Raw genomic sequence first — 22,742 nt, forward strand, 5'->3', positions numbered from 1 at the left:
TGGAGTGGAGGCACGGCTCGCCACGGTCGCGTAGTCGAGGGGTTCCGCCGCGGGTTGGGCGGCTCGGCTGGGTTTGGCGGCTCGGCTGGGTTTGACGGCTCGGCTGGGTTTGGCGGCTCGGCTGGGTTTGACGGCCGTATCTGCGGGTCGCCGCCGGGCGAGCCGTAGCTGGCGCAGCTGGTCAGGCCTTGATCCCCGGACTGGGCTACGGCGGGGCCCGGCGAACCGTCCAAGATCGGCCGAGCGAGGGTGGACGAGGACGCACACAACGGCTCCGTGTGCCTTCACCCGTGCCGGGGCGAGGGTACCGGCACACGGACGGCTTCTGTGCGACCTCACCCACGCCGACACGGGCTTGTGTGCGCTTCCGCCCGCGTTCGTGACGCTATCGATCACTCGAGCGGATGCTGCCGCCGGGCGAAAGCCGTCAACCACGTGGCCTTGCACGATTCGCGCCTCAAACTCCACACGTAACGCTGAGCGCACGCGACCGTGTGGGATTGAGGCACGATTCGTGCTCTAAACCCTGATGTAGGAGCGGGCGCGGGTCAGCGACTGGCCCAGACGTCGAGGTTGAGGCGTTCGAGGACGCCGGGCACGAAGAGGCCGGCGATCGACAACAGTGAGATCAGGGTGAACGCCGTGCGCAGGACGATGACCTCGACCTTGCCGCCGACCTTGACCGCCATGCTGTTCGGGATGCCGATCATGCGCCACATGCGACGGTTGATCGGAATCGGCCAGAGGATGGGCACGCCGTTCTTGGTGATCATGTCGCCGAGAATGTGGACCACACACCCGATGGCCACCGCCAGGCCCAGTAGCGGATAGCCCCGATCGCCGGGCAGGTTCGCCGCGGTGAACCAGGCGATGACCGCCGAGCAGAGCGTGACGATGACCCAGCCGGCGCGCTCGGCCCACTCGTCGAAGAGGCCCCGCAGCGCCAGGCCGGCCATGAAGAAGACGATGCCGACGACCGCCCACTTCCCGTAGGTGGACGCCAGCGCCGTGGTACCCCACCCGATCAGCGCGCAGAACGGCAGCGTGTGAGTGAACGTGCGGTGCCCGTTGTCACGCCGCGGGTCACGGCTCAGCTTCGTCGCCGTGTAGACGCCGAGAGAGAACTTCTCGACCACCTCGGCGACGAAGAGCGAGGCGACGCCGAACGTGCGGGCAACCGTCGCGCCGCCCTGGTTGCGGGTGACCTTTCCGGACATGTCCAGGTCGGGCAGGAGCGCGCCGCCGGCACAGACCGCCGTTCCGACCGCGACCTCGAGCGGTGTCTGGCTGACCCCGGCGAACTGAGCAAGCGCCCAGGAACCCGCCAGCCAGGCGGCCGCGCCCGAGAGCGCGTGCGACGGACCCATCATGTGTTTCGTCCCTCCCCGAACAAACTCGGCCACTGTGGCAGAGAGAGGGACGAAGATCAACGACCGTCGCGGCCATGTCGGGGTGGGGTCGGCCACCCGACAATCGGCGGTCAGCCGCAGTGGCCGTGGGCGTAGCTGTAGCGGAATTGATAGCGGCCGTAACGTGCGTGCCGCATCAGCCCGATGACCAGGAAGGCCAGCGGGATGACCGGCCAGAAGAAGTGGGCTCCGGAGAGCAGCCACAAGCCAGTGAGGACACCCGCGATGATCAAAATAAGACTGGCGTGCCGCCACAGGGAGCGGCGTGTCGCCGCCACGGCCTGCGGCGTACGCGCCAGAGCGCCACGGCCACCGTCGGGGAGATCCGCGGTGAGGGGCGCGAGCTCGTCACGAAATTTTGCGGCGTAGGTGGCCGCGAGCCGTTCCTCGCCCTCGGCCAGATCGAGGCGTCCCTCCGCCATCGCGGCGCGCAGGATCTCGGCGACGTGCTCGCGTTCCGTGTCGGAGGTGCGGAACCGGGTCCCGGGTTGCATGGGTCTCCTCCTTGGTGGGTTGCTGTGCTGCCCACCAGAGTCCTCGCCGCGGCGTCCCGGCGCGTCGCCCCGCGGGAGCATCCTGAGGGAGTGCTCGGGACCGCCGGACCCGATCCGGCGTACTCCCGGGGGAGTACGCCGGGAGGGCGAAGTGGGCCCGCGGGCGTATCCGCCGATCGCCCTCGCCGACGATGCCCCGCCGGTGCGAAGTGCCGTAGGTTCGGCGGCATGAGGCATCCGGGCAGGCGTTCGTGGCAGCGCGAGGCCGTGCGCGCTGAGCGAGGCGGCCCCGATGAGCGGCCCCCGCGGGCGCGGCGTGAGTTCGCCGACCGGCCTTCGCGAGCGCGGCGCGAGTTCGCTGACCGGCCGCCGTGGGCGCGGCAGCGGCATGTGGGCTGGCCGCCCGGCGCGGTGGTCGGGGCGCTGCTCTTTCATGTGCTCGGTGTCCGCAACGTCGAGGTGCACACCGATCTCCTCGTGCTCGTCTACGCGCTGCTGCTGATCGGGCCGCTCGCTCTCTTCTGGCGGCGGCGCGCGCCGCTCGTGGTCTTCGCGGTGGCGGCGTCCGCGTCGATCGCGCTCGCCACGATCGCCTCGCCGCACTGGACCTATCTGGTCGCCCCGCTCATCGCGTTGTTCTGCGTCTCCGGCGCGGGCCGGCACCGGACCGCCTTCGTGGCGGCCGGCGTTGCCTTCGCGGCCTATCTGGCGGTCATGTTCGCGCTCCTGGAGCCGCTTGGTCTCCCCGGCGACCCGCCCGGCCTGCGGCAGGCACTGCTGCTGGCGGCCGGACTCGGCGGGGCGGTGGTGACCGGCGTTGCGGGCCGGGGCCATGCCGAGCAGGCCGCCGCCGTGGCGAGGTTCCGGGCGGAGCAGGAGCGGGCCGAGGAGGAGCAGGCCCGGGCCCGCGCGGAGCAGGAGCGCCGGCAGGCTTCCGAGGAACGGTTGCGCATCGCCAGCGAGCTGCACGACGTGCTCGGTCATCACCTGTCGCTGATCAACGTGCAGGCCGGGGTCGGGCTGCATCTGATGGACAGCCGTCCGGAGCAGGCTCGAGAGGCGCTGGCGGCGATCAAGACGGCGAGTTCGGAGGCTCTGCGGGAGGTGCGGTCGGTGCTGGACGCGTTGCGAACCGAGGGCGAGGCGGCGCCCCGGCAGCCCGCGCTCGGTCTGAACCGGCTCGGCGAGCTCACCGCGGACGCCGGGATCCCGGTGCGGACCACGATCATGGGCGAGCCCCGCGAGCTCCCCGCCGAGGTGGACCGGGCCGCCTACCGGATCGTTCAGGAGGCGCTGACGAATGTGCGGCGTCACGCCGGTCCGAAACCGGATGCCGTGGTCTCCATCGGATATCTACCGTCATATCTGCACTTGTCGATCAAAAACGATGGGCCGGTGGTGCGCGCATCGGAGGGAGAGGCCGTGAACAGCGGTGGACATGGGAGTGGCATCGCCGGGATGCGGGCGCGGGCGGAAAGCCTCGGCGGGCGCTTGGAGGCGGGCCCACCGTCGGCCGGGGGTTTCCTGGTCTCGGTGATGCTTCCCGCACCGGGCGTGTACCCCGAGTTCGATGTTCCGCCTTCGCCGGATGGGCCCTTCCACCCGGCGTCCGGCACGGATGCGGAGGCTGAGGCGCGGTGATCTCGGTGGTGCTGGCGGACGACCAGGCGTTGGTGCGAGCCGGGTTCCGGGCGTTGCTCGACGCGGAGCCGGACATCACGGTGGTCGGTGAGGCGGCCGACGGGGTGCAGGCGGTCGAGCTGGTCCGGAGCAAGCGGCCGGACGTCGTGCTCATGGACATCCGGATGCCCGGCGTCGACGGCCTCGAAGCGACCCGCCGGATCGCCGCCGACGCCGAGCTGGCCGGGACGAGGGTGGTCATTCTGACGACCTTCGAGCTGGATGAGTACGTCTTCGAGGCGCTGCGGACGGGCGCGTCCGGTTTCCTGGTGAAGGACACCGAACCGGTGGAGTTGCTGCGTGCGGTGCGCGTGGTGGCGGCCGGGGAGGCGCTGCTGTCGCCGAGCGTGACGCGGCGGGTGATCGGCGGGTTCATGGCGGGGAACGGGCGCGGCCCGGCACCGAACCCGTCGTCCCAGCTGGAGCAGTTGACCGAGCGGGAGAAGGAGGTGATGGTTCTGGTCGCTGAGGGTCTGACCAACGACGAGATCGCCGGACGCTTGATGATCAGCCCAGCAACGGCGAAAACGCACGTGAGCCGGACGATGATCAAGCTGGGCGCACGCGACCGGGTGCAGTTGGTGGTGCTGGCCTACGAGTTCGGCCTGATCCGGCCAGGCTGGCTGACCGGCTGACCGGCTGACCGGCTGACCGGCTGACCGGCTGACCGGCTGACAGCTGGCCCCGCTCCGGCACCCGAAGGGCCGCCCTGGACGGCCGGCTGAGCTTGGACGGCTGGCTGGGCCCTGGACGGCCGGCTGAGCTTGGACGGCTGGCTGGGCCCTGGACGGCTGGCGGGCCGCCCTGGTCGGCAGGCGGTGTCACCAGCCGGGGATCATGCCTTCGCCTGGTTCGGCGAACCAGGCCGGGGCTTCCTGGGCCAGGGACGTTCGGATGCGGTGGTGGGCGTACGGGTTGAGCTCGGGCAGGGCGTCCAGTGGGAACCAGCCGACCTGCAGGGATTCGGAATCGTTCACGCGCGCCTCGCCGCCGACCGCTCGGCAGCGGAACCAGGTGTTGACCATCTGGCATTGGTCGCCGTTCGGGTAGGTGACCTCGTGCAGGGCGATTCCGGCCAGGCGCTCGATCTTCACCTGGACGGCGGTCTCCTCCTCGACCTCGCGGATCACCGCGTCGGCCGGTTGCTCGCCGGGGTCCATGATGCCGGCGATCAGGGTCCATCGGGCGGTGTCGCTGCGCTGGTGCAGCAGGATCTCGCCAAGGTCGTTGAAGACGACAGCGGTCACCGTCGGGAACATGATCAGGCCGGTGCCGACCTTGGCGCGCAAATCGGTCACATATTCGGAAGCAGGCACGCGGAAACCCTAGTGCCGCCCCGCCAACCGGTCCGGCAAGCCCGCGCCGCGCGCAGCCGCGCCGCACAGCCGCGCCGCGCCGCACAGCCGCGCCGCGCCGCACAGCCGCGCCGCGCCGCACAGCCGCGCCGCGCCGCGCCGCACAGCCGGGCCGGGCCGCGCGCAGCCGCGCCGCGCGCCCGCGCTGAGCTCGCTCAGCTCGTGGCCATGACTGAGCGGTTTCGGCCTGCGGCCTTTGCCTCGTACAGGGCCGCGTCGGCGACCCTCAGCAGCTCCTCCGGGTCGGTGCCGGTGGCGGCTCCCACCGAGACTGTCACGGCCAGCAGCATGTCGTCGTCCGCCCGCACCGGCAGCCCGGCCACGGCGGTGCGGATGCGTTCGGCGAAGGCTCGCAGGGCCGCCGGGCTGGTGTGCGGGGCCAGGACCACGAACTCCTCGCCACCGTACCTCCCGACCACCGAGCCGGCACGTGCGTTGCCGGCCAGGCGGTCGGCGACCTCGCGCAGGATGCGGTCGCCGGCCGGGTGGCCGTAGGTGTCGTTGACCCGCTTGAAGTGGTCGACGTCGATGATGAGGAGGCCTGCCTCGTACCCGTTGCGGGAAGCTCGGCGGCACTCCACCGCTAGGGTCTCCTCGAACGCGCGGCGGGTTCGCAGGCCGGTCAGGCCGTCCGTCACGGCGGCCTGGCGCTGGGTGGTGATCAGGCCGGCCATCCGGGCCAGGACCAGCAGGAACATGATGGCACAGGAGGCGCTCGCCAGCGGGACGCTCAGATCCTCGCCGCGCAGATGTTCGATCATCTGCACGGCCGGGGCCATCAGCACGGCGATGGCGAGCAGGACCAGGCGGCCCGGCGACGCGTCCGGGACAGCGGTCGCGGTGCGCTGGTCGAACGTCCGGATGCCGGGATGCAGGGCGGCCATGGCGAGCAGGCCCAGCGAGGCCATCCACACGGCGTCCAGCCAGGCCGCCGACGCGGCTTCGCCGGTGACCACGCCGAGCACCGCGTAGAGCAGGTCGGCGCCGAACATCAGGATCAGGCTGCTGATCAGCAGGTAGAGGACCGGGCCGCGGGTGCCGGCACCCATCACCAGGCGGATCGCCAGGATCAAGAGCATCAGATCCAGGACCGGGTACGCGGATTCGGTGAGCTTGGCGGCCAGCGGCAACTCGGAGTCCGAGGTCAGCGGGTTGACGAGATAGACCCAGGTCAGCAGGCCGGCGCTGCAGGCCACGATGAGCGCGTCCACCCCGCTCGGCAGGTCCCAGCCGGGGGCGCGCCGCCGGATGAAGATGAGGATCGCTGTCACGGCCAGCGCGTAGTAGACGAAGTACACGACGTCGGCGGGTGTCGGCTCGAGGTAGTCGCCCAGCCAGTCGTCGAACACCGACATCCCGTCGCCGACGGCGTAGAGCAGCTGCGCCGCCGCCAGGATCAGCCAGCCCGCGAGGTGCGGTGGCCGGTGCCGGATCGTGCCGACCAGGATGAGGATCGGCGTCGCGATGCTGACGATCATGTACGGGGCGATGACCACCAGATAGGGCTGGTCGGTCCCGCTCAGCCACAGCCGGGCCACCATGCAGGCGACCAGGACGACGAGCCAGCCGTACAACACTCGGACACCGGTCGGGGAACGCCGCCGGTGGGACACCTCATCACCCTGCACCTGGCAAGCATTCGCAGTGCGGGTTGTTTTTCGGGTGCGAACCGGGAAGTACCCGGTTGCCGACCGTCAGGACCGGCGGATGCGCAGGTGTTCGGCGACGGACCAGGCCTGGAAGGGACAGCCCGTCGCGGTGTGCGGGGCGTCGCCGTCGGCGGTCTCGGAGACCGATCCCAGCCCGTACTCGGTGAGGTGCCCGTCGATGTCGGGCGTGACGTCGACGCCCAGCTTGCGCCAGGCGGAGACGTACGGGCCGGTGAGCCAGGGCCAGACCGTGCCGGTGTGGTACGCCGTGTCGCGTTCCGCCGGCGTTCCCCGGTGCCGGCCGGAGTAGCCCGGTTCGCCGGGCGCCAGGCTGCGCGGGCCGAGCGGGGTGAGCAGGGCCGCGCCGAGCCGGGACAGCACGGCCGGGTCCGGGGTGAGCGGCGCGTGCGGCAGTGACCAGGCGAGCAGCTGGTTGGGGCGGAGCAGGGTGTCACCCCGGCCGTCGACCACGTCGTGCAGCAGGCCGCCGGGGGAGGGGAACCGCCGCGCGAAACCGTCCCGGGCAGCGGCCAGAGCACTGTCGAAGGACGAGGCGCCGAACGACGCGACGGTCGCCAGCGCGTTGATCCAGAGGGCGTTCACCTCCACCGGCTTCCCGGCCCGCTGGGTCACCGGCACCCCGTCGACCCGGGCGTCCATCCAGGTCAGCGCCGCACCCGGCGCTCCCTGCCGGAGCAGGCCGTCGGCCGGATCGACGCCGATGCCGTACCGGGTGCCGGCCAGGTGATGCTCGATCACCCCGCGCAGGGCGGGCAGCAGCGCGGCGGCCAGGTCGGTGTCGCCGGTGACCGCCACGTGCCGGCCGGCGGCGTGCACGAACCACAGCGTCCCGTCGACGGTGTTGTACTCGACGCTGCCGGTGTCAGCGGTGTTCGCCAGCATCCCGTCGGACAGCGTCGCGGCGTAGGAGAGCAGCAACTCCCGTCCGGCGGAGAACCGGCGAGTGGCGAGGAACAAACCCTCGTAACTGATCATCGTGTCCCGTGACCAGGCGCCGAACCAGGGGTATCCGGCCACCACGTCCGGCCCGGACGCCCCGCGGATCACGAACGCGTCGGCGGCCAGGACCAGGGCGGCCTGCGTCGAGTCGGCGGGCGCCGCGGCGGCGACCACCGCCCGGTTCCGCGCCCGCGCCGCGTCGACGGCCCGCACGGCGGGTGGCGGCGGGGTGCTCAGGTCGCCGGCCCAGGCGGACACCTCGGCCGCTGATCCAGGGCGGTCAAGTGTGGTGGTGAAGCTCCCCGCGTACACAAGATCCTCGGTTGCCGGGAGGCCGCGTGCCGCCTCCTCGCGGTAGGAGACGGACCGGAACCAGACGCCGGCCGGGAACGACCCGGCGAAGCCGGGGCCGGCCAGCCGGAAGGCGTCCTCGACGACGCATCCGCCGTCGGCCGGAGCGACCGAGAACGGGCCGGCGAGACGAGACCCGTGCGCGTCCCGCCAGGTGCAGAGCGCCTCCAGGGTCAGCGTGACCGGCCCTCCGGAGATCAGCCGGTGCACGATCGCGACCGCCGGGCGGCCGTGCACGGCCGCCAGCTCACGCTCGATCACCACGTCGCCGACCTGCCACCGCCATCGGGGGAGGCCGTCGACGAGCGCGAAGCCGGTGAGCAGCTCATGGCCGCGCGGGGCGATCGTGCCGTCCGCCCACTCGTGGATGCCGAGGCGCACGACCGAGCCTCCCGGGAGCGTGACGACCGGGTCGAGAGCGGCCAGTCCCAGATGGCGGGAGGCGACGGGCTGTCCGGAAACCATCAGAAGGCCGTGGTACCTGCGGGTCCGCAATCCGCTGACGGTTCCCATGGCGTAGCCCCCGGTACCGTCGGGTACGAGCCATTCGTCGTCGCATCGAGCGCCGGCCCGTGGTCCGAAGATGATGGGGCGCACAGCGGGCAACGCAAACGCTCCTCGCTTGACACATGGACTGTGACAGTCTCAGTGTGATCGACTCCGGGGCAGAATGAGGGTTGAGGGGTGAGAACGGACGTGTCGGAGCGCGACCGCCTGGCGCAGGCCGACTCCGGTGAGCAGCCGTGGCGCGCGTGGGGTCCCTACCTGGCCGAGCGGGCCTGGGGCACGGTCCGTGAGGACTACAGCGAGCACGGCACCGCCTGGGACTACTTCCCGCACGACCATGCGCGCTCCCGGGCGTACCGGTGGAACGAGGACGGCATGGCCGGCCTCTGCGACGACCGGCAGACGTTCGCCTTCGCTCTCGCCCTCTGGAACGGCAAGGACCCGATCCTCAAGGAGCGGATGTTCGGCCTCGGCGGCGACGGCGGCAACCACGGCGAGGACGCCAAGGACTACTGGTGGTACCAGGATTCGACGCCGACCCACTCGTGGATGCGCTGGCGCTACCACTACCCGCAGGAGGAGTTCCCCTACGACCAGCTGGTCCGGGTGAACGGGCAGCGGTCCCGCAACGAGGGGGAGTACGAGCTCGTCGACACCGGGATCTTCGACCACGACCGGTTCTGGGCGGTGACAGTCGACTACGCGAAGGCGTCGACGCATGACGTCTGCATCGCGATCACGGTCTCCAACCGGGGGCCGGACGCGGCGACCCTGCACGTGCTGCCGACGCTCTGGTTCCGCAACACCTGGTCGTGGGGCATGCCGAACCGGACCGCGCCGGTGATCGAGGGGACGCCGGGGCGGCTGGCCGGGACGCACAAGTCGCTGGGCGATCTGACGCTCGTCGGCGCGGGCGAGCCACCGGCGCTGATGTGTGACAACGAGACGAACTCGCAGCGTCTGTGGGGACTGCCGGGGCGTAGCCCGTACCCGAAAGATGGTATTAACGATCATCTGATTCACGGAATGACGACGGTGAACCCGGCTGGCCTGGGCACCAAAGGCGCCCTACATTACGAAATATCGCTCAAGTCGGGCGAAAGCCGGACCATTCGCCTGAGGCTCGCGCAGAACAGCGAGGAGTTGGATCTTGGAGCCGGCTGGGACGCGATCATGCGCGCCCGGCAGGACGAAGCGGACACCTTCTTCGACGAGGTGATCCCGGACGCCGCCTCCGACGAGGAGAAATCCGTCGCCCGGCAGGCGATCGCCGGGCTGATGTGGGGCAAGCAGTTCTACCACTTCGACGTGAAGCAGTGGCTGGTCGGCGACCCCGCCAACTCACCACCGCCGCCGGGCCGGCGCTACGGGCGCAACAACGGCTGGTGGCACATGAACAGCTTCGACGTGATCAGCATGCCGGATCCGTGGGAGTACCCCTGGTACGCGGCCTGGGACCTGGCCTTCCACTGCGTCAGCATCGCCCGCGTCGACCCCGGTTTCGCGAAGTCCCAGCTGCTGTTGCTGCTCCGCGAGTGGTACATGCACCCCAACGGCCAGATCCCCGCGTACGAGTGGTCGTTCGCCGACGTGAACCCGCCGGTGCACGCCTGGGCGGCGCTGCGGGTCTTCGAGATCGACGGGTCCCGCGACTACGACTTCCTGTCCCGGATCATGCACAAGCTGCTGCTCAACTTCACCTGGTGGGTGAACCGCAAGGACGTCGGCGGCAACAACGTCTTCGAGGGCGGCTTCCTCGGCCTGGACAACGTCGGCCCGTTCGACAGGTCCGCCGCGCTGCCGGTCGCCGGTGTGCTGGAACAGTCCGACGGCACGGGCTGGATGGCGATGTACGCCCTCAACCTGCTCGACATGGCGATCATCCTGGCGCTGCACGACGCCGCGTACGAGGACATGGCCACGAAGTTCTTCGAGCACTTCACGTACATCGCGGAGGCCGCGTACCGGCAGGGCCTCTGGGACGACGAGGACAGCTTCTTCTACGACGTGCTGCGGCTGCCCGACGGTCACAAGGTGCCGCTCAAGGCCCGGTCGATCGTCGGCCTGCTGCCGCTGGCGGCCACCACGCGGCTCACCTCGGCGACGCTGAACCGGCTGCCGAGCGTCAACTCGCGGGTCCGCTGGATGCTGCACACCCAGCGCGATTACGGCGACGTGATCAGCGCCCGTCGCCTGGGCGGCGCCGATCGGCGTCAGCAGCGGTTGCTGAGCATGGTGGGGCAGGACCAGCTTCTGCGGATCCTGGCGCGACTGCTCGACCCGGAGGAGTTCCTTTCCCCGTACGGGCTCCGCACGCTCTCCCGCTCCCACCTGGAGAAACCGTTCACCGTCTCGCTGGGCGGCTCCGACTTCACCGTCGGTTACGAGCCGGCCGAGAGCACCAGCGGCCTGTTCGGCGGCAACTCGAACTGGCGCGGCCCGATCTGGATGCCGGTGAACTATCTGCTGGTCGAGGCCCTGCGGGAGTTCGCGGAGTTCTACGGTGACGATCTGAAGGCGGAGTACCCGACCGGCTCGCATCAGAAGATGCCGCTCGGCGCGATCGCGGACGACCTGTCCCGGCGGCTGATCGCGCTGTTCCTGCCCGACGCGGAGGGCCGGCGGCCGATCTACGGGGCGACGGAGCTCTTCCAGACCCACCCGGACTGGAAGGACCTGGTCGTCTTCCCGGAGTACTTCCACGGGGACAACGGGGCCGGGCTGGGCGCCTGGCACCAGACCGGATGGACCGCCCTGGTCGTCGATCTGATCTTCGAACTGCATCGGTAGAAACTTTTTCGCTCCGGCGTGCAACCTTCTCGACGGCTGCCACCGTTCCACACCCGTCGAAGGAGGTAGCCGATCTTGAACGCCGAGGAAGAGGAAGGGTTCCGCCAGTTCGTCGCCGCCCAGCTCGGGCCGCTGCGTAAATTGGCGTACCTGACTTGCGGCAACTGGCACACGGCTGAGGACGCCGTTGCCACCGCCCTGGCAAAGCTCTACCCGCGCTGGCGCAAGCTCGACCGGCCGGACCTGTACGCCAAGACCATGGTGTACCGGGCCGCGGTCGACGAGACCCGCCGGCCATGGCGCCGGGAACGCTCCGCGGGTGACGAAATGCCGGACATCGCGCAGCGTGACCCGGCGGCGGCAACCGACGAGCGCATCCGGGTTCAGGTCGCTCTGCGCGCCGTGCCCCGCAAACAGCGCGCCGCCCTGATCCTCCGCTACTACCTCGGGCTCAGCCTGGAGGAGACAGCGGGGGTGCTGGGAATCTCCGTCGGCACCGCCAAGAGCCAGACGTCGCGCGGGCTGAGCCGCCTGCGCGAGGTGCTGGCCGCCGAGAAGATCGACCTTCAGGTCGCGAACATCGAGGAGTTGACCCGTGCGGTTGCATGAGGTGGTGGATCTGGCGACGTCCGACGCTCCGCCGGACCGGAACACGATCGACGAGATCGTCGGCAAGGGTCGCCGTGTGCAGCGCCGCCGCCGGGCGGGTTTCGCGGGTGCGGGCGCGGCCCTCGCGGTGGTCGCGGTGAGCGCGGCGGCCGCGCTTCCGTCGCTTTCCGGGGGTACGGGGGAGACCGCGCTCCCGCCCGCGGCGGCGCCGGCCGTCAGCAGTGTGGCGGAGGCGAACTGGCAGTTCCCGGAGGACCCGTTCACGTTCACGTTCGACGCGTTCGACGTCGGCCGCTGGCACGTGGCGGCACCGATCGTCGCGTCGACGTCGTACCAGATCTCCTCGGTGTACCTCGACGGTCGTAAGACGAACGACCGGGCGGCCACCGAGGAGGAGGCCGCGGAGATCGCCAAGAAATTCGAGCGCATGAAGGACGGCAAGGCGGCTGCCGGAGAGCCGGAGAAGACGATCTACGCGTACCTGGTGCTCTACCGGCCGGGCGCGTTCGACCCGGCCAAGCTCGCCGGGGCGAAGCAGCTCACCGTGGACGGCAAGAAGGCGTATCAGACCGGCGGCCCCGGCAACGGCGGGATGACCCGGCGGACGCTGGCGTGGGAGTACGCCGATGGCGCGTGGGCGGTGCTGGAGAGCCACTCGAACGGTGCGGACGACCCGTCCGCCGAGGAGATGCAGAAGATCGTCACCGGTCTGAAGCCGTCCGCCAAGCCGGCCAAGGCGAAGCTGCCGTTCACGCTCGACTACGTGCCGGCCGGCTACCAGCCGGTGGAGATCGGCGTGCACGCGATGTCCGGTCTCAACGGCATCGCGGCGGCTCGCGAGGGCGACTACGGCGGCGCGATCTTCACGAACAAGCCGCTGGCCACGACCGGTCTCGTCGAGCCGTACGGCGGTGTCGACGGGGCGAACCTGCCGAACAGCTTCGAGATCTTCGTGGTGCCGTCGGCCAACTCGAACCAGACCACCGGCAGCACGGCCATCAAGTGCGGCAACGGGTTCTGCACGCACCGCAGCCCGGACGGCAAGGTGAGCATCCAGGTCGCGAGCGACGGGCGCCTCTCCGACGCCGAGATGACGAAGGTCCTGGAGGGCCTGAAGCTGGCCGACGTGAAGGACGACTCCACCTGGACGGATGCGGCGACAGCTCTGTCGTAGGTAGCTCTGGGGGTGAGACGGCCGGGTCGCTTGTCAGCGGCCCGGCCGTTTCTGCGTCTTCTTCGGTCGGCCGCTTCACTGGAGCTGCCGGTCGGCCGTTCTACTGGAGTTGCTGGTCGTCCGCTCGGGCGACGATCGCCTCGGCGACGTGGCGCAACTGCGCGTCGTCGGGGTGGAAGCCGGCGGCGATGTCGGGGTGCAGGCCGGACTTCGCCTGTTCGAGCAGCATGCCGGTGACCTGCTCGACGCTCTCCCCGGCGTACTGATGCTCGATCTTGACCGTTGCGGCCTGAAGGGCAGAGGTGAGCTGGTCCTCCAGCGGACCGCGAAGCTTTTCCTCCACCGGGTTGAGTGAACGCGGATCCAGGGTGACGTGCGGCTCAGCCAAGGCTCTCTCTCCTCGCCGGTCGTGCTTATCGCCGGTCGTGCTCATTTGCTGGTCGTGCTCATTGCTGGTCGTGCTCATTTTTGCTGGTCGTGCGACGCCGACCGGATTGCCCACCGGGCGGCGCGCGCAAACCCGCCCGAGGTCAGCCGCGCCCCCGTTTCACCTCGAAGAATGACGTGATCCTGATCAGCGCCGCGGTCGCCCCCGGATCTCCAGGACTCCGGCGCCGCGCCGATGATCCCCGGCCGTCAGGCGGCTCGGCGCCGGGCTGTCCGGGGGGCGCGCCAGCCCGCGGCGGTCAGCGCTGCCCGGACGTCGGCGACGACCTCGTCCGGGCGGTGCCGGACGGCCCACCCCGGAAAGCGGAGCAGCCGCACACCACTGATCGCGACCTCATTGCCGGCCCGCATGTCCGCATACCATCCCCGCACCTCCATGTGCTGCGACCCGTCGATCTCCACGTGCACACCCCACGGCTCGAAGAAGACATCCCGGTACCGCCGCCGCCCCTCCCGGTCCGTCCGCACCGCCTGCCGAGCCGGCTCCGGCAACCCGGCCCGCCGGCACAGCCGCAGGAACTCCACCTCGTACGCCGACTCCGAACCCCCACCGGCGTCGGCGAGAGCCGCCGCGATCACCTGCCGCCGCCGAACCCGCCGCCGAGCCCTCAGCGCGGCGGCCAACTCCTCCACCCCGGCTACCCGCTGCTGAACCACCGCCGCGACGAGCGTGATCGCCGCGGTGTCGGTCAACGCCCACTGCGCCGCGTCGACCACGGAACGCGCCGCCGTGGTGCACGGCACCGCGCCGGTCCGGCAGACGTCGGCGTGGGAAAGGTAGCGGCTGCGGTGCACGATGACGTTCCACGGCGGATCCTTCTCGGTCATCCGGGCCGGAACAACGATGTGGATCGCGCCGGCGTCGTCAGGCGTCCCCGGCACCCGCAGACCGAGAACCCGCAGAGCGGTCACGCCGGCGAGAAGGGCAGGACGGCCGTTGCCGACGGCGAGGCTGGCGATCCACCACTGCGCTGTCTCGGTCACCGGTCCGGTATGCGTCAGGTAGACGCCGAGGTGCACGCGCTGCCACCGCCCCGACTCGATACGGTGCCGGATGGCGCTTTCCGTGAAATGCCGGCGGGCCTGTCGCCAGGAGATCACGCCGTGCTGGCGCCGGAGGATGTGCGCGAGCGGAGCACCGTGAACTGCGGTCATCGCTCCAGCATCCCGAGTCCGCGCGGCTCACGGGACGCCCTGTGGACAGCGCGGCAGCCCCCGCGGGCACCTGTGGATAACGACCAGCGGGACGGCCGCGGTGAGGTCGCACGCTAGCGCTGCGCGGCGGCGGTGAGGTCGCACAAAGCCGTTGCACGGCGGCGGTGAGGTCGCACAAAGCCGTTGCGGGCGACCTCACCTGTGCCATGGCGTAGATGAGGTCGCACGGAGCGGGTTTGTGTGACCTGGTCTTCGCTGAGCAACGCTGAAAGCCCACTGAGCAACGCTGAAAGCCCACTGAGCGAGGCTGAAGGGCCTGCGGTGGACCCGGGCGGGGCCGGTGGCCCAAGGTGAGGCTCTCGATCGCCTTGGACCACCGGCATTCTTTCGCTACCCGTTCACGACCGGGCTAACCACGTCGGACAGCAATGGGGTCAACAAGTCTCGCAGGACGTCGATGCCATCGCGGCTCAGCACCGACTCCGGGTGGAACTGGACGCCGGCGAAGCGGGATCCGCGCAGCGCGTGGACCAGGCCGTCCGTGGGGTCGCAGGCCAGCTCGACGTCACCCCGCGGCGACGCCACCACCACCCGCCGGTGCAAGGGCTGCGTGGGCGGGACGGGTGCGGGCTGCGTGGGCGGGACAGGTGGGACGGGCGCGGGCTGCGTGGGCGGGACAGGTGGGACGGGCGCGGGCTGCGTGGGCGGGACGGGCGCGGGCTGCGCGGGCGGGACAGGGGGGACGGGTGCGGGCTGCGTGGGTGGGACGGGTGCGGGCTGCGGGGAAGGGGACGGGAGCGGTGGGGCCGTGGCGGCGAAGCTGGAGTAGAAGCCGACCCGCCGCCGGGCGCCGAACAGGTCGATGTCGCGGGCCAGGCCCTGGTACGGGGAGTCCCGCCGGACCAGCGGCAAGCCCAGCACCGACGCCAGCACCTGCTGGCCCAGGCAGACGGCGAACAGCGGGCGGCCGGCGGCGAGCAGGGAGCGGACCAGCGCGTGCAGGGCGGCCATCTTCGGGTCGCCGGTGTCGGCCGGGTCGCCGGGGCCGGGTCCGACCACGACGAGGTCGGCCGGGGGTACCGGCGCGGACCACGGGACCACCGTGACGGACAGGCCGAGCGCCTTCAGCTGGTGGGCGAGCATCGCGGTGAACGTGTCCTCGCCGTCGACGATCACGGCGGTCCGGCCGGTCAGCGCCGGCACCTCCAGGGCGCCGGGCTGCCGCGAGTCGAGCCAGAACCGGGCCAGATCGGTGTTGCGGGCGGCCAGCAATCGCTCGACTTCCGGGGACTGTGCGGTTTCCCGTACCGAAGCGGAAGCGGAAGTGAAGGCACCCAGAATGCCCGCCGCCTTGGTGTGGGTCTCCGCGATTTCGCCGGCGGCGGTGGAATGCCGGACCAGTGTGGCGCCGACCGGAATGCGCAGGGTGCCGTCGGGGGTGATTTCCGCGGTACGGATCAGAATGGGCGCGTCGAGAGTCTGCCGGCCGGTGGAATCGTGGTCGAGCAGGGCCAGCACGCCGGCGTAATAGCGGCGGCCGCGCTGTTCGTGGCGGGCGATGACGCGGCAGGCGTTCTCGATCGGGCTGCCGGTGACAGTGGGCGCGAACATGGTTTCGCGGAGCACGTCGCGCACGTCGAGGGAGCCGCGGCCGGCGAGGAGATATTCGGTGTGGGTGAGGTGGGCCATTTCCTTGAGGAACGGTCCGGCGACCTGGCCGCCGTGTTCGGCGACGGTGGCCATCATCTTGAGTTCCTCGTCGAGAACCATGTAGAGCTCTTCGATTTCCTTGGGGTCGCGCAGGAAATCGAGGATGTCGCCGGAGCCGTTGCGGAACGTGCCGCTGATCGGGTTCATCATGACGATGCCGTCGGTGACGCTGACGTGCCGTTCCGGGGTGGCGCCGACGAGCGTACGCGTGCCGGTGTGCACCAGGAACGTCCAGTATGTTCCCTGTTCGGAGGCGAGCAGCCGCCCGAATGCCGCCCGCGCCGCCGCCACCGGGTCGCCGTCGACGGTGCCGGTCCAGGTGCGGTGAATGACGAAATTGGCGCCCTCGCCGTGGCCGATCTCTTCTCGCAGAACGCGTTCCACGATCGTGCCGTATTCCTCGTCGCTGATGTCGAATCCGCCGTCGCGCACGGTCAGGTCGCCGGGCGGGAAAGCGTCGAGCGGTTGCCGTTCGACCGAGTCGACGAGGAGGCATTCGAGCGGGGTCCCGTCGTCGACGCAGTCGAAACCGCGTTCGGCGATCTGGCGGAACGGAATCACAGCGAGAACGGGGCGGCCCGGTTCGAGCGGGACGGCGGCGAGCGTTTCCACCGTCACGACGTCGCCGGTCAGCACTTCGACGTGGTCGGCGCCGTCGCGGTGGAGCAGAGCGAATGGCATGTGGTCCTCGTTCCTCGGCGAGGGCCGCCGGCCGAGGATCGGCACATGCAAAACGGCCGCCTCGACTGAGGCGGCCGCGGTTTGCTGTGAAGCGCGCGGGAAGTGGGCCGCCGGTCAGGCGGGCCACCACATCATTTGTGCGCGCATGGCGGAGAGCTTACGGCCTGAGGCGTCGCGCGCGCCAGGGGTCAAGCGAATGCCGTCCGTACGGCTCCGCGCGCCCACCGCATCCGCCCGATGGCGCAGTCCGGGTGCTCGCCGAACTCCTGCGCCACCATCTCGGCGCAGCCCGACTCACCGAGCCGGTCGACCGTGGCGATGACTGCCGCCCGGATCAGCTCCGGGGTCGGCTGCTGTGAGCGCTGCACGTCCGAGGCGAAGAGTGCTTCGGAACGTACGTCGTCGATAACCGCGTTCATCGGGTCCTCCCAGCCGTTCATCAGCGCTGCGATGTGTCGTCCTGTACAGGACATCGCCCTCGGGATGCATCGGCGGGGCGCAGGGGTTGCCGCTGGGTTGCGCCGCGAGTTTCGTTGCGAGGCGTTCGGCTCCCCGGTCGGAATTAACGCGATATCGTCCGGTAAAAGGGTCGAGGGGGGAACTGCCGTGACGACGGTCCTGGTGGCCGACGATGATGCCGACATCCGCGATCTGGTGGCGTTCAAGCTGGAGCAGGCGGGGCTCGAGGTCATCACGGTCGGAGACGGGCAGGCCGCCGTCGAAACCGCACGCGCGCATCACCCGACTCTGGCGGTGCTCGACGTCTCGATGCCGGGGCTGTCCGGCATCGACGTCTGCCGGACGCTGCGGTCCGAGCCCGGCACCGCCGACATGCTGATCATCATGTTGACCGCCCGGGTGCAGGAGCAGGACGTCGAGGGCGGGTTCAGCGCCGGCGCCGACGATTACGTGACGAAACCGTTCAGCCCGCGTGAGCTGGTCTCCCGGATCCAGGCGCTGCTGACCCGCGCCCGCACCTGAATCCGGGTGAACATCCCTTCCTAGCCGTTCGCCTCCGAGATCAGCTTGGCCAGCTGGGAGGCCTGCAACGGGCTTCCCGGGAATTTCGCCATGCGGCTCAGCGGCAGGCTCCCCAGCATCATCATCATGGCCGGGTCGGCGGTCATCGCCGCCATCTGACCACCGTCGGCGCCCGCCTCGGCGGTGGCGGCGGCGAACGCGGCGCCCAGCAGCTCGGCGCCGCGCGGGTCGGCGAACCACTCACCCACGCTGGACTCCGCGGTCAGCGGCACCCGGTCCGCGTCGGCGGGCACCTCCAGGGTCACCTCGGAGCGGATGTCGCGGGAGGAGGCCCCGATGGCCACGTGGTAGGTGCCGCCCTCGACGACCCAGCGGCCCAGGCGGGTCTCCCAGTAGGCCAGGTCGTCGCGATCGATGGTGAGCACGACCTCGGTGGTCGCGCCGGCCGGGATCTCGACGGAGGCGAAGGCTTTCAGCTCACGCGGCGCCCGGCGAACCCGGGAGCCGGGGAGCGACACGTAGGCCTGGACGACCTCGCGGCCGTCGCGGCGGCCGGTGTTGGTGACCGGGACGCGGACCTCGACGCCGGTCGCGGTGGCGCTGGCGCTGGCCGCGCCGTAGCTGAAGGTCGTGTACGACAGGCCGAACCCGAACGGGTACGCCACCGCCTGCTCGCGGGCGTCGAATCCCCGGTAACCCACGTGGATGCCCTCGCCGTAGCGGACGTGGCCGTGCTCGCCGGGGAAGTCCAGGTAGGAGGGGTGGTCGGAGAGCTTCAGCGGGATCGTCTCGGCGAGCCGGCCGGACGGGTTGACCCGGCCGAACAGCACGTCGGCCAGGGCGCTGCCGCCGGCCTGACCCAGCAGCCAGCCCTCGACCAGGGCCGGGACCGACTCGTCCCACGGTTTCGTCGCCAGGACCGCGCCGTTGGACAGCACCACGACCGTGCGCGGGTTGGCGGCGGCGACCCGCTCGATCAGGGCGAGGTGCGACGCCGGGAGCTCCAGCGAGTCACGGTCGGCGCCCTCGGTCTCGTGCACGCTGCCGACGAAGACCACGGCGATGTCGCTCCCCTGCGCCGCGGCGACGGCCTCGGCCAGGAGCGCTTCGTCGGGCTCGACGCCCTCGGCGGTGTAGCCCGGCGCGAACGTGACGCCCGCGCTGGTGGCGGACTGGATCTGGGTGAGCGCGTCGTCCAGCCGGGTCGGCGTGATCTGCGAGCTGCCGCCGCCCTGGTAACGCGGGGTGCGGGCGAACTCGCCGAGCACCGCGATCGACACGCCCGAGCCGGGCAGCGGGAGCAGGTCGCCCTCGTTCTTCAGCAGCACGATCGACCGGCCGGCGATCTCCCGGGCCAGGGCGTGGTGCGCGGCAGCGTCGTACCCACCGGCCGGGCGTTGCCCGGCCTTCTCCACCAGCTTGCGTACGCGCTCAGCGGACGCCCGCAGCAGCCCCGGATCGAGCAGTCCCTCCTCCACGGCGTCGCGCAGCGTGGCGTCACCCTCGGGGTCCGGCCCCGGCATGGTCAGGTCGAGCCCGGCGGCGATCGCCTTGACCCGGTCCACCACGGCGCCCCAGTCCGACACCACCAGGCCCTCGAAGCCCCACTCGTCGCGCAGGACCTCGGTGAGCAGCCAGTGGTGCTCGCTCGCGTAGACGCCGTTGATCTTGTTGTAGGCGCACATGACGGTCCACGGCTGGGACTGCGTGACGACCCGCTGGAAGGCGCGGAGGTACATCTCGCGGAGCGTGCGCTCGTCGACGTCGGCGCTGATCCGCATCCGGTCGGTCTCCTGGCTGTTGACCGCGAAGTGCTTGAGCGACGCGCCGACGCCCTTGCTCTGCAGGCCGCGCACCCACGCGGTGGCGAGCACGCCGGTCAGGATCGGGTCCTCCGAGAAGTACTCGAAGTTGCGGCCGCCCAGCGGGCTGCGCTTGAGGTTGATCCCGGGGCCGAGCAGCACCGCGACGTCCTGCGCGCGGCACTCGTCGCCGAGCGCCTCGCCCATCCGCCGCAGCAGTTCGGGGTCCCAGGTGGAGGCGCTGGCGACGGCGGGCGGGAAACAGGTGGCCGGGACGCCGGCGAGCAGGTCGCCACCGGTGGCCTGCATGCGGACACCGTGCGGGCCGTCGGTCAGGGTGACGGCGGGCAGGCCGGCGGACTCGACCGCGCTGGTGTGCCAGAAGTCGCCACCGCTGGTGATGGCCGCCTGCTCGGCGGTGCTGAGCTCGGAAGACATGAGACAAGGCTCCCTTGGAGAGGGGTGAACCCGCTGGAAAAGAGGCTGAACCAGCTGAGGAACCGGCTTACCTAGTACCTACTAAGTAATTAACTGAGGGGAAACATAGCCCCGCCCGGACCGGCCGGGCAAGGGGCTGCTGGTAGGAAAGACGCTGTGAAGACCCCGCCCATCCGCCGTGAGCGGGCCCGGCTGCCGGCCGCCGAGCGACGCCGGCAGATCATCGAGGTCACCACCCGCCTGATCGCCGAGCGCGGCTTCTGGGGGCTGTCGATGCAGGACGTGGCGGACGGCTGCGCGCTGACCGTGCCGGGCCTGCTGCACCACGTCGGCTCCAAGGACAACCTGCTGGTCGCGGTCCTGGAGCATCGGGACGAGACGGACACCCGCACCCTCGCCGCCGAGCTCGGGGTGGCGGCCGAGGAGCTGTGGGGCGAGGGCCCCGGTGTCACCCTGCGGCAGGTCTGCTCGGCGCTGGTCCGGCGCAACGCGGCGCAGCCCGAGATCGTCCGGCTGTTCGCGGTGCTGGAGGCGGAGTCGCTGGCGCCCGGCCACCCGGCGTACCGGTACTTCAAACTGCGGCAGCGGCGCACCCTGGAGATGCTCTCCCGGATCGCGCCGGGCAGCGGTGAGGCGGCCCGGTGGGCGCTCGCCGGTCAGGTGATCGCGATGATGGACGGCCTGCAGATCCAATGGCTGCGTGACAGGGCCGCGATCGACCTGGTCGAGTCCTGGGAGGCGGCTGCCGACCGGCTCTTCGCGGGACGGTGATCAGCCCGTACCCATGAATCACCCCGTACCCGATGAATCGTCTCCCAGCCAGGCACGCACTTCCGCGGTCTCCTCGTCGGTGAGCGCTATCGAAGCGGCCTCGGCCCGGTTCAGCACGTTGTCGGCGAACGCGGTGGCGATCTCCTCGGCGACCGGCGGTGGCTGGCGGTAGAGCGGCGCCCCGCCGAACGCCGTGCCCCGGGTGACGAAGGCGATCGAGGCGCGGCTGACGTCGACGCCCTGCTCGGCCAGGCGGTCGCGGGCCCAGCGGGTCGCCTCGGTCAGGTTGAAGTGGTGCTCGGCGGCGTAGTCGGCGAGCGCCCGGTAGACCGCCGGCCACATCTCCTTCGGCAGGCGGGGGAGGCTGAGCAGCGCGCTCAGCCGGCCCACCGGCTCGGGCGCGGGGCCGGAACCGCCGGCCGACTCGGGCGGGTCGTGGCGGCTCTCGTCCCAGACGAAGTGGTTGGAGAACTTGGCGTGCGCGAGGCCCAGGCTCTCCAGGCCCCGGACGAATCCGCCGAACCCGAACCAGTTCGTCTCGTCGACGCTCGGGCCCAGCTGGCGGCGCAGGTCGTGGGCGAGTGAGGCGAGGTTGAGCGGGGCGGTGGCGCCGTCGTAGCGCCAGCGGACCAGGTCGCGGAACTGCTCGTAGGAGACCGGCGTCTCGGCGGTCTCCGCGCCCGGCGTGCCCTCCGGCGGCTCCTCGTCGGTCTCCACCGGCTCGCCCTGCACCAGTTCGAGCAGCTCCTGGCTGGTGATCAGGCGGTCCGCGACGGCGACGAACGCCTCGGCGGCGTCCGACGGCGAGACGATCGTGGTACGCCGGTCGGACCGCCGCAGCCGGACCAGGAGCGGCGTCATGTCCGAGTCGCCGGACGCGATCACGAACTCCTCGTAGACCACCGGATCGGCCAGGGCGTCGACCGCGTCCACCACCATCCGGATGTCCGCCGCGTTCTTGGTGTGCGTGAGCCTCGGGCAGTCGATCACCTCGAAGCCGGCGTTCACGAAGAACGGGCGGAACTGGGAGTAGTAGAGGCGGGGCTGGCCGGCCTCGGGGTCCGGGTTCGGCACCCAGCCGCCGGGGTTCATGTAGCAGCGGACCACCAGCCAGCGGCGTGGCCCGTCCACGGTGAGCGACGCGGTCAGCCGGGCCAGCCAGGCAGCCGGCTCCTTGGCGAACCTGATGGCCACGTCCGGGTCCTGTTTGATCAGGCCGCTGAACACGTTGTCGAAGTCGAGGTAGAGAGCCGCACGCACCCGGGCCATGTCCGTGAACCTACCGTGCCGGGCCCGCGGATGTGCTGGCCCGGCACGGTTTGCCGATGTCAGCGGCGTGCACGGACGCCCGCGACCACGGAGACGCCGAGCGCGGCGAGGCCGACCTGCAGCGCCAGCTCGATCCAGTCGACGCCGGGGGTGTCGTCCACGCCCAGCAGGGCGGCGAGGAACGTGCCGATCAGGGCGGCGACCACGCCGATCGCCAGGGTGAGCCAGATCGGGATGTTCTGCTTGCCGGGCAGCACCAGACGGCCGAGCGCGCCGATGATGAGCCCGATGATGATGGCGGTGAAGAAGCCGGTCACTTCCACTGCAAGCTCCTCGGGTCGGGTGTGTTACGCCCTGGGTGTGCCCGCCTGGTCGCCGTTCCCAAACCGGTTCAGTGCGGGATCACGGGCGCCACTACAGCATGACTCGGCTCCGCCACTCTCCGAATCGCACACCGGGGGCGATCCGGATCCGCTGATCCGTCGTTGACTGGCCCGCGGACCCGGACAC

General features: G+C 70.8%; 19 protein-coding genes. 7 read left to right on the plus strand and 12 right to left on the minus strand.

Translation table 11 applies throughout. From position 1 onward, the window contains the following. Positions 1 to 548: 548 nt before the first annotated feature. Together AB0F72_RS33565 and AB0F72_RS33570 are read right to left on the minus strand one after the other, a co-directional pair. Positions 549 to 1,370, minus strand: coding sequence for a metal-dependent hydrolase (locus AB0F72_RS33565; protein WP_360440011.1), 822 nt, complete (start codon positions 1,368 to 1,370; stop codon positions 549 to 551). Between the two features lie 110 nt (positions 1,371 to 1,480). After that, positions 1,481 to 1,903: a DUF1707 domain-containing protein gene (locus AB0F72_RS33570; protein WP_360440014.1), complete on the minus strand. Its 423-nt coding sequence runs from the start codon at positions 1,901 to 1,903 to the stop codon at positions 1,481 to 1,483. 267 nt (positions 1,904 to 2,170) lie between these two features. On the opposite strand from AB0F72_RS33570, the gene AB0F72_RS33575 reads away from it, so the two are divergent. Both AB0F72_RS33575 and AB0F72_RS33580 read left to right on the plus strand, forming a co-directional pair. Then, complete coding sequence (locus tag AB0F72_RS33575) at positions 2,171 to 3,544, plus strand: sensor histidine kinase (protein WP_360440017.1); 1,374 nt, start codon at positions 2,171 to 2,173, stop codon at positions 3,542 to 3,544. After that, positions 3,541 to 4,218 (plus strand): response regulator transcription factor, encoded by a 678-nt coding sequence (locus AB0F72_RS33580; RefSeq protein ID WP_360440020.1) that lies wholly within the window; start codon positions 3,541 to 3,543, stop codon positions 4,216 to 4,218. Before AB0F72_RS33575 ends, AB0F72_RS33580 begins: the two co-directional genes overlap by 4 nt. Positions 4,219 to 4,404: 186 nt before the next feature. Here the strand turns inward: AB0F72_RS33580 and AB0F72_RS33585 are convergent, their stop codons facing one another. The 3 genes from AB0F72_RS33585 to AB0F72_RS33595 form a co-directional block, all read right to left on the minus strand. Next, complete coding sequence (locus AB0F72_RS33585) at positions 4,405 to 4,899, minus strand: NUDIX domain-containing protein (RefSeq protein WP_360440023.1); 495 nt, start codon at positions 4,897 to 4,899, stop codon at positions 4,405 to 4,407. A gap of 194 nt (positions 4,900 to 5,093) precedes the next feature. Then, positions 5,094 to 6,566: a GGDEF domain-containing protein gene (locus tag AB0F72_RS33590; protein WP_360440026.1), complete on the minus strand. Its 1,473-nt coding sequence runs from the start codon at positions 6,564 to 6,566 to the stop codon at positions 5,094 to 5,096. A 66-nt stretch (positions 6,567 to 6,632) separates the two neighbouring features. Continuing rightward, positions 6,633 to 8,504, minus strand: a complete 1,872-nt coding sequence (locus AB0F72_RS33595) for an amylo-alpha-1,6-glucosidase (protein WP_360440029.1) — start codon at positions 8,502 to 8,504, stop codon at positions 6,633 to 6,635. A gap of 78 nt (positions 8,505 to 8,582) precedes the next feature. On the opposite strand from AB0F72_RS33595, the gene AB0F72_RS33600 reads away from it, so the two are divergent. The 3 genes from AB0F72_RS33600 to AB0F72_RS33610 all read left to right on the plus strand — a co-directional run bounded on the left by AB0F72_RS33600 (position 8,583) and on the right by AB0F72_RS33610 (position 12,978). After that, positions 8,583 to 11,195 (plus strand): glucosidase, encoded by a 2,613-nt coding sequence (locus tag AB0F72_RS33600; protein ID WP_360440032.1) that lies wholly within the window; start codon positions 8,583 to 8,585, stop codon positions 11,193 to 11,195. A 75-nt stretch (positions 11,196 to 11,270) separates the two neighbouring features. Next, on the plus strand, positions 11,271 to 11,804 hold the full coding sequence (locus AB0F72_RS33605) for a SigE family RNA polymerase sigma factor (protein WP_360440035.1): 534 nt from the start codon (positions 11,271 to 11,273) through the stop codon (positions 11,802 to 11,804). Beyond that, positions 11,791 to 12,978, plus strand: coding sequence for a hypothetical protein (locus AB0F72_RS33610; RefSeq protein ID WP_360440038.1), 1,188 nt, complete (start codon positions 11,791 to 11,793; stop codon positions 12,976 to 12,978). Before AB0F72_RS33605 ends, AB0F72_RS33610 begins: the two co-directional genes overlap by 14 nt. 100 nt (positions 12,979 to 13,078) lie before the next feature. On the opposite strand, the gene AB0F72_RS33615 is transcribed toward AB0F72_RS33610, so the two are convergent. The 4 genes from AB0F72_RS33615 to AB0F72_RS33630 all read right to left on the minus strand — a co-directional run bounded on the left by AB0F72_RS33615 (position 13,079) and on the right by AB0F72_RS33630 (position 17,411). Next, positions 13,079 to 13,366: a hypothetical protein gene (locus AB0F72_RS33615; protein WP_360440186.1), complete on the minus strand. Its 288-nt coding sequence runs from the start codon at positions 13,364 to 13,366 to the stop codon at positions 13,079 to 13,081. Positions 13,367 to 13,614: 248 nt separating this feature from the next. Continuing rightward, positions 13,615 to 14,580 (minus strand): type IV toxin-antitoxin system AbiEi family antitoxin domain-containing protein, encoded by a 966-nt coding sequence (locus tag AB0F72_RS33620; protein WP_360440041.1) that lies wholly within the window; start codon positions 14,578 to 14,580, stop codon positions 13,615 to 13,617. 390 nt (positions 14,581 to 14,970) lie between these two features. Beyond that, positions 14,971 to 16,971, minus strand: a complete 2,001-nt coding sequence (locus AB0F72_RS33625; RefSeq protein ID WP_360440044.1) for an anthranilate synthase family protein — start codon at positions 16,969 to 16,971, stop codon at positions 14,971 to 14,973. 188 nt (positions 16,972 to 17,159) lie between these two features. Then, positions 17,160 to 17,411, minus strand: a complete 252-nt coding sequence (locus AB0F72_RS33630; RefSeq protein ID WP_360440047.1) for a hypothetical protein — start codon at positions 17,409 to 17,411, stop codon at positions 17,160 to 17,162. A 166-nt stretch (positions 17,412 to 17,577) separates the two neighbouring features. On the opposite strand from AB0F72_RS33630, the gene AB0F72_RS33635 reads away from it, so the two are divergent. Further along, positions 17,578 to 17,952, plus strand: coding sequence for a response regulator (locus AB0F72_RS33635; protein WP_360440050.1), 375 nt, complete (start codon positions 17,578 to 17,580; stop codon positions 17,950 to 17,952). 20 nt (positions 17,953 to 17,972) lie between these two features. Here the strand turns inward: AB0F72_RS33635 and AB0F72_RS33640 are convergent, their stop codons facing one another. After that, entirely contained in the window at positions 17,973 to 20,192 is a 2,220-nt protein-coding gene (locus tag AB0F72_RS33640; RefSeq protein ID WP_360440053.1) for a glycoside hydrolase family 3 C-terminal domain-containing protein, read from the minus strand. A 156-nt stretch (positions 20,193 to 20,348) separates the two neighbouring features. Here AB0F72_RS33640 and AB0F72_RS33645 point away from each other — a divergent pair, with 156 nt between their 5' ends. Next, a complete protein-coding gene (locus AB0F72_RS33645) occupies positions 20,349 to 20,963 on the plus strand; it encodes a helix-turn-helix domain-containing protein (RefSeq protein ID WP_360440056.1) in 615 nt (204 codons plus the stop codon). A gap of 18 nt (positions 20,964 to 20,981) precedes the next feature. Here AB0F72_RS33645 and AB0F72_RS33650 read toward each other — a convergent pair whose 3' ends face one another. Both AB0F72_RS33650 and AB0F72_RS33655 read right to left on the minus strand, forming a co-directional pair. Continuing rightward, complete coding sequence (locus AB0F72_RS33650; protein ID WP_360440059.1) at positions 20,982 to 22,232, minus strand: NYN domain-containing protein; 1,251 nt, start codon at positions 22,230 to 22,232, stop codon at positions 20,982 to 20,984. 59 nt (positions 22,233 to 22,291) lie between these two features. Beyond that, positions 22,292 to 22,555 carry a GlsB/YeaQ/YmgE family stress response membrane protein gene (locus AB0F72_RS33655; RefSeq protein ID WP_360440062.1) on the minus strand — a complete coding sequence of 88 codons (264 nt, stop codon included), beginning with the start codon at positions 22,553 to 22,555 and terminating at the stop codon, positions 22,292 to 22,294. Between the last annotated feature and the right edge of the window lie 187 nt (positions 22,556 to 22,742).

The sequence above is a fragment of the Actinoplanes sp. NPDC023936 genome, assembly GCF_040639325.1.
GTDB lineage: Bacteria > Actinomycetota > Actinomycetes > Mycobacteriales > Micromonosporaceae > Actinoplanes.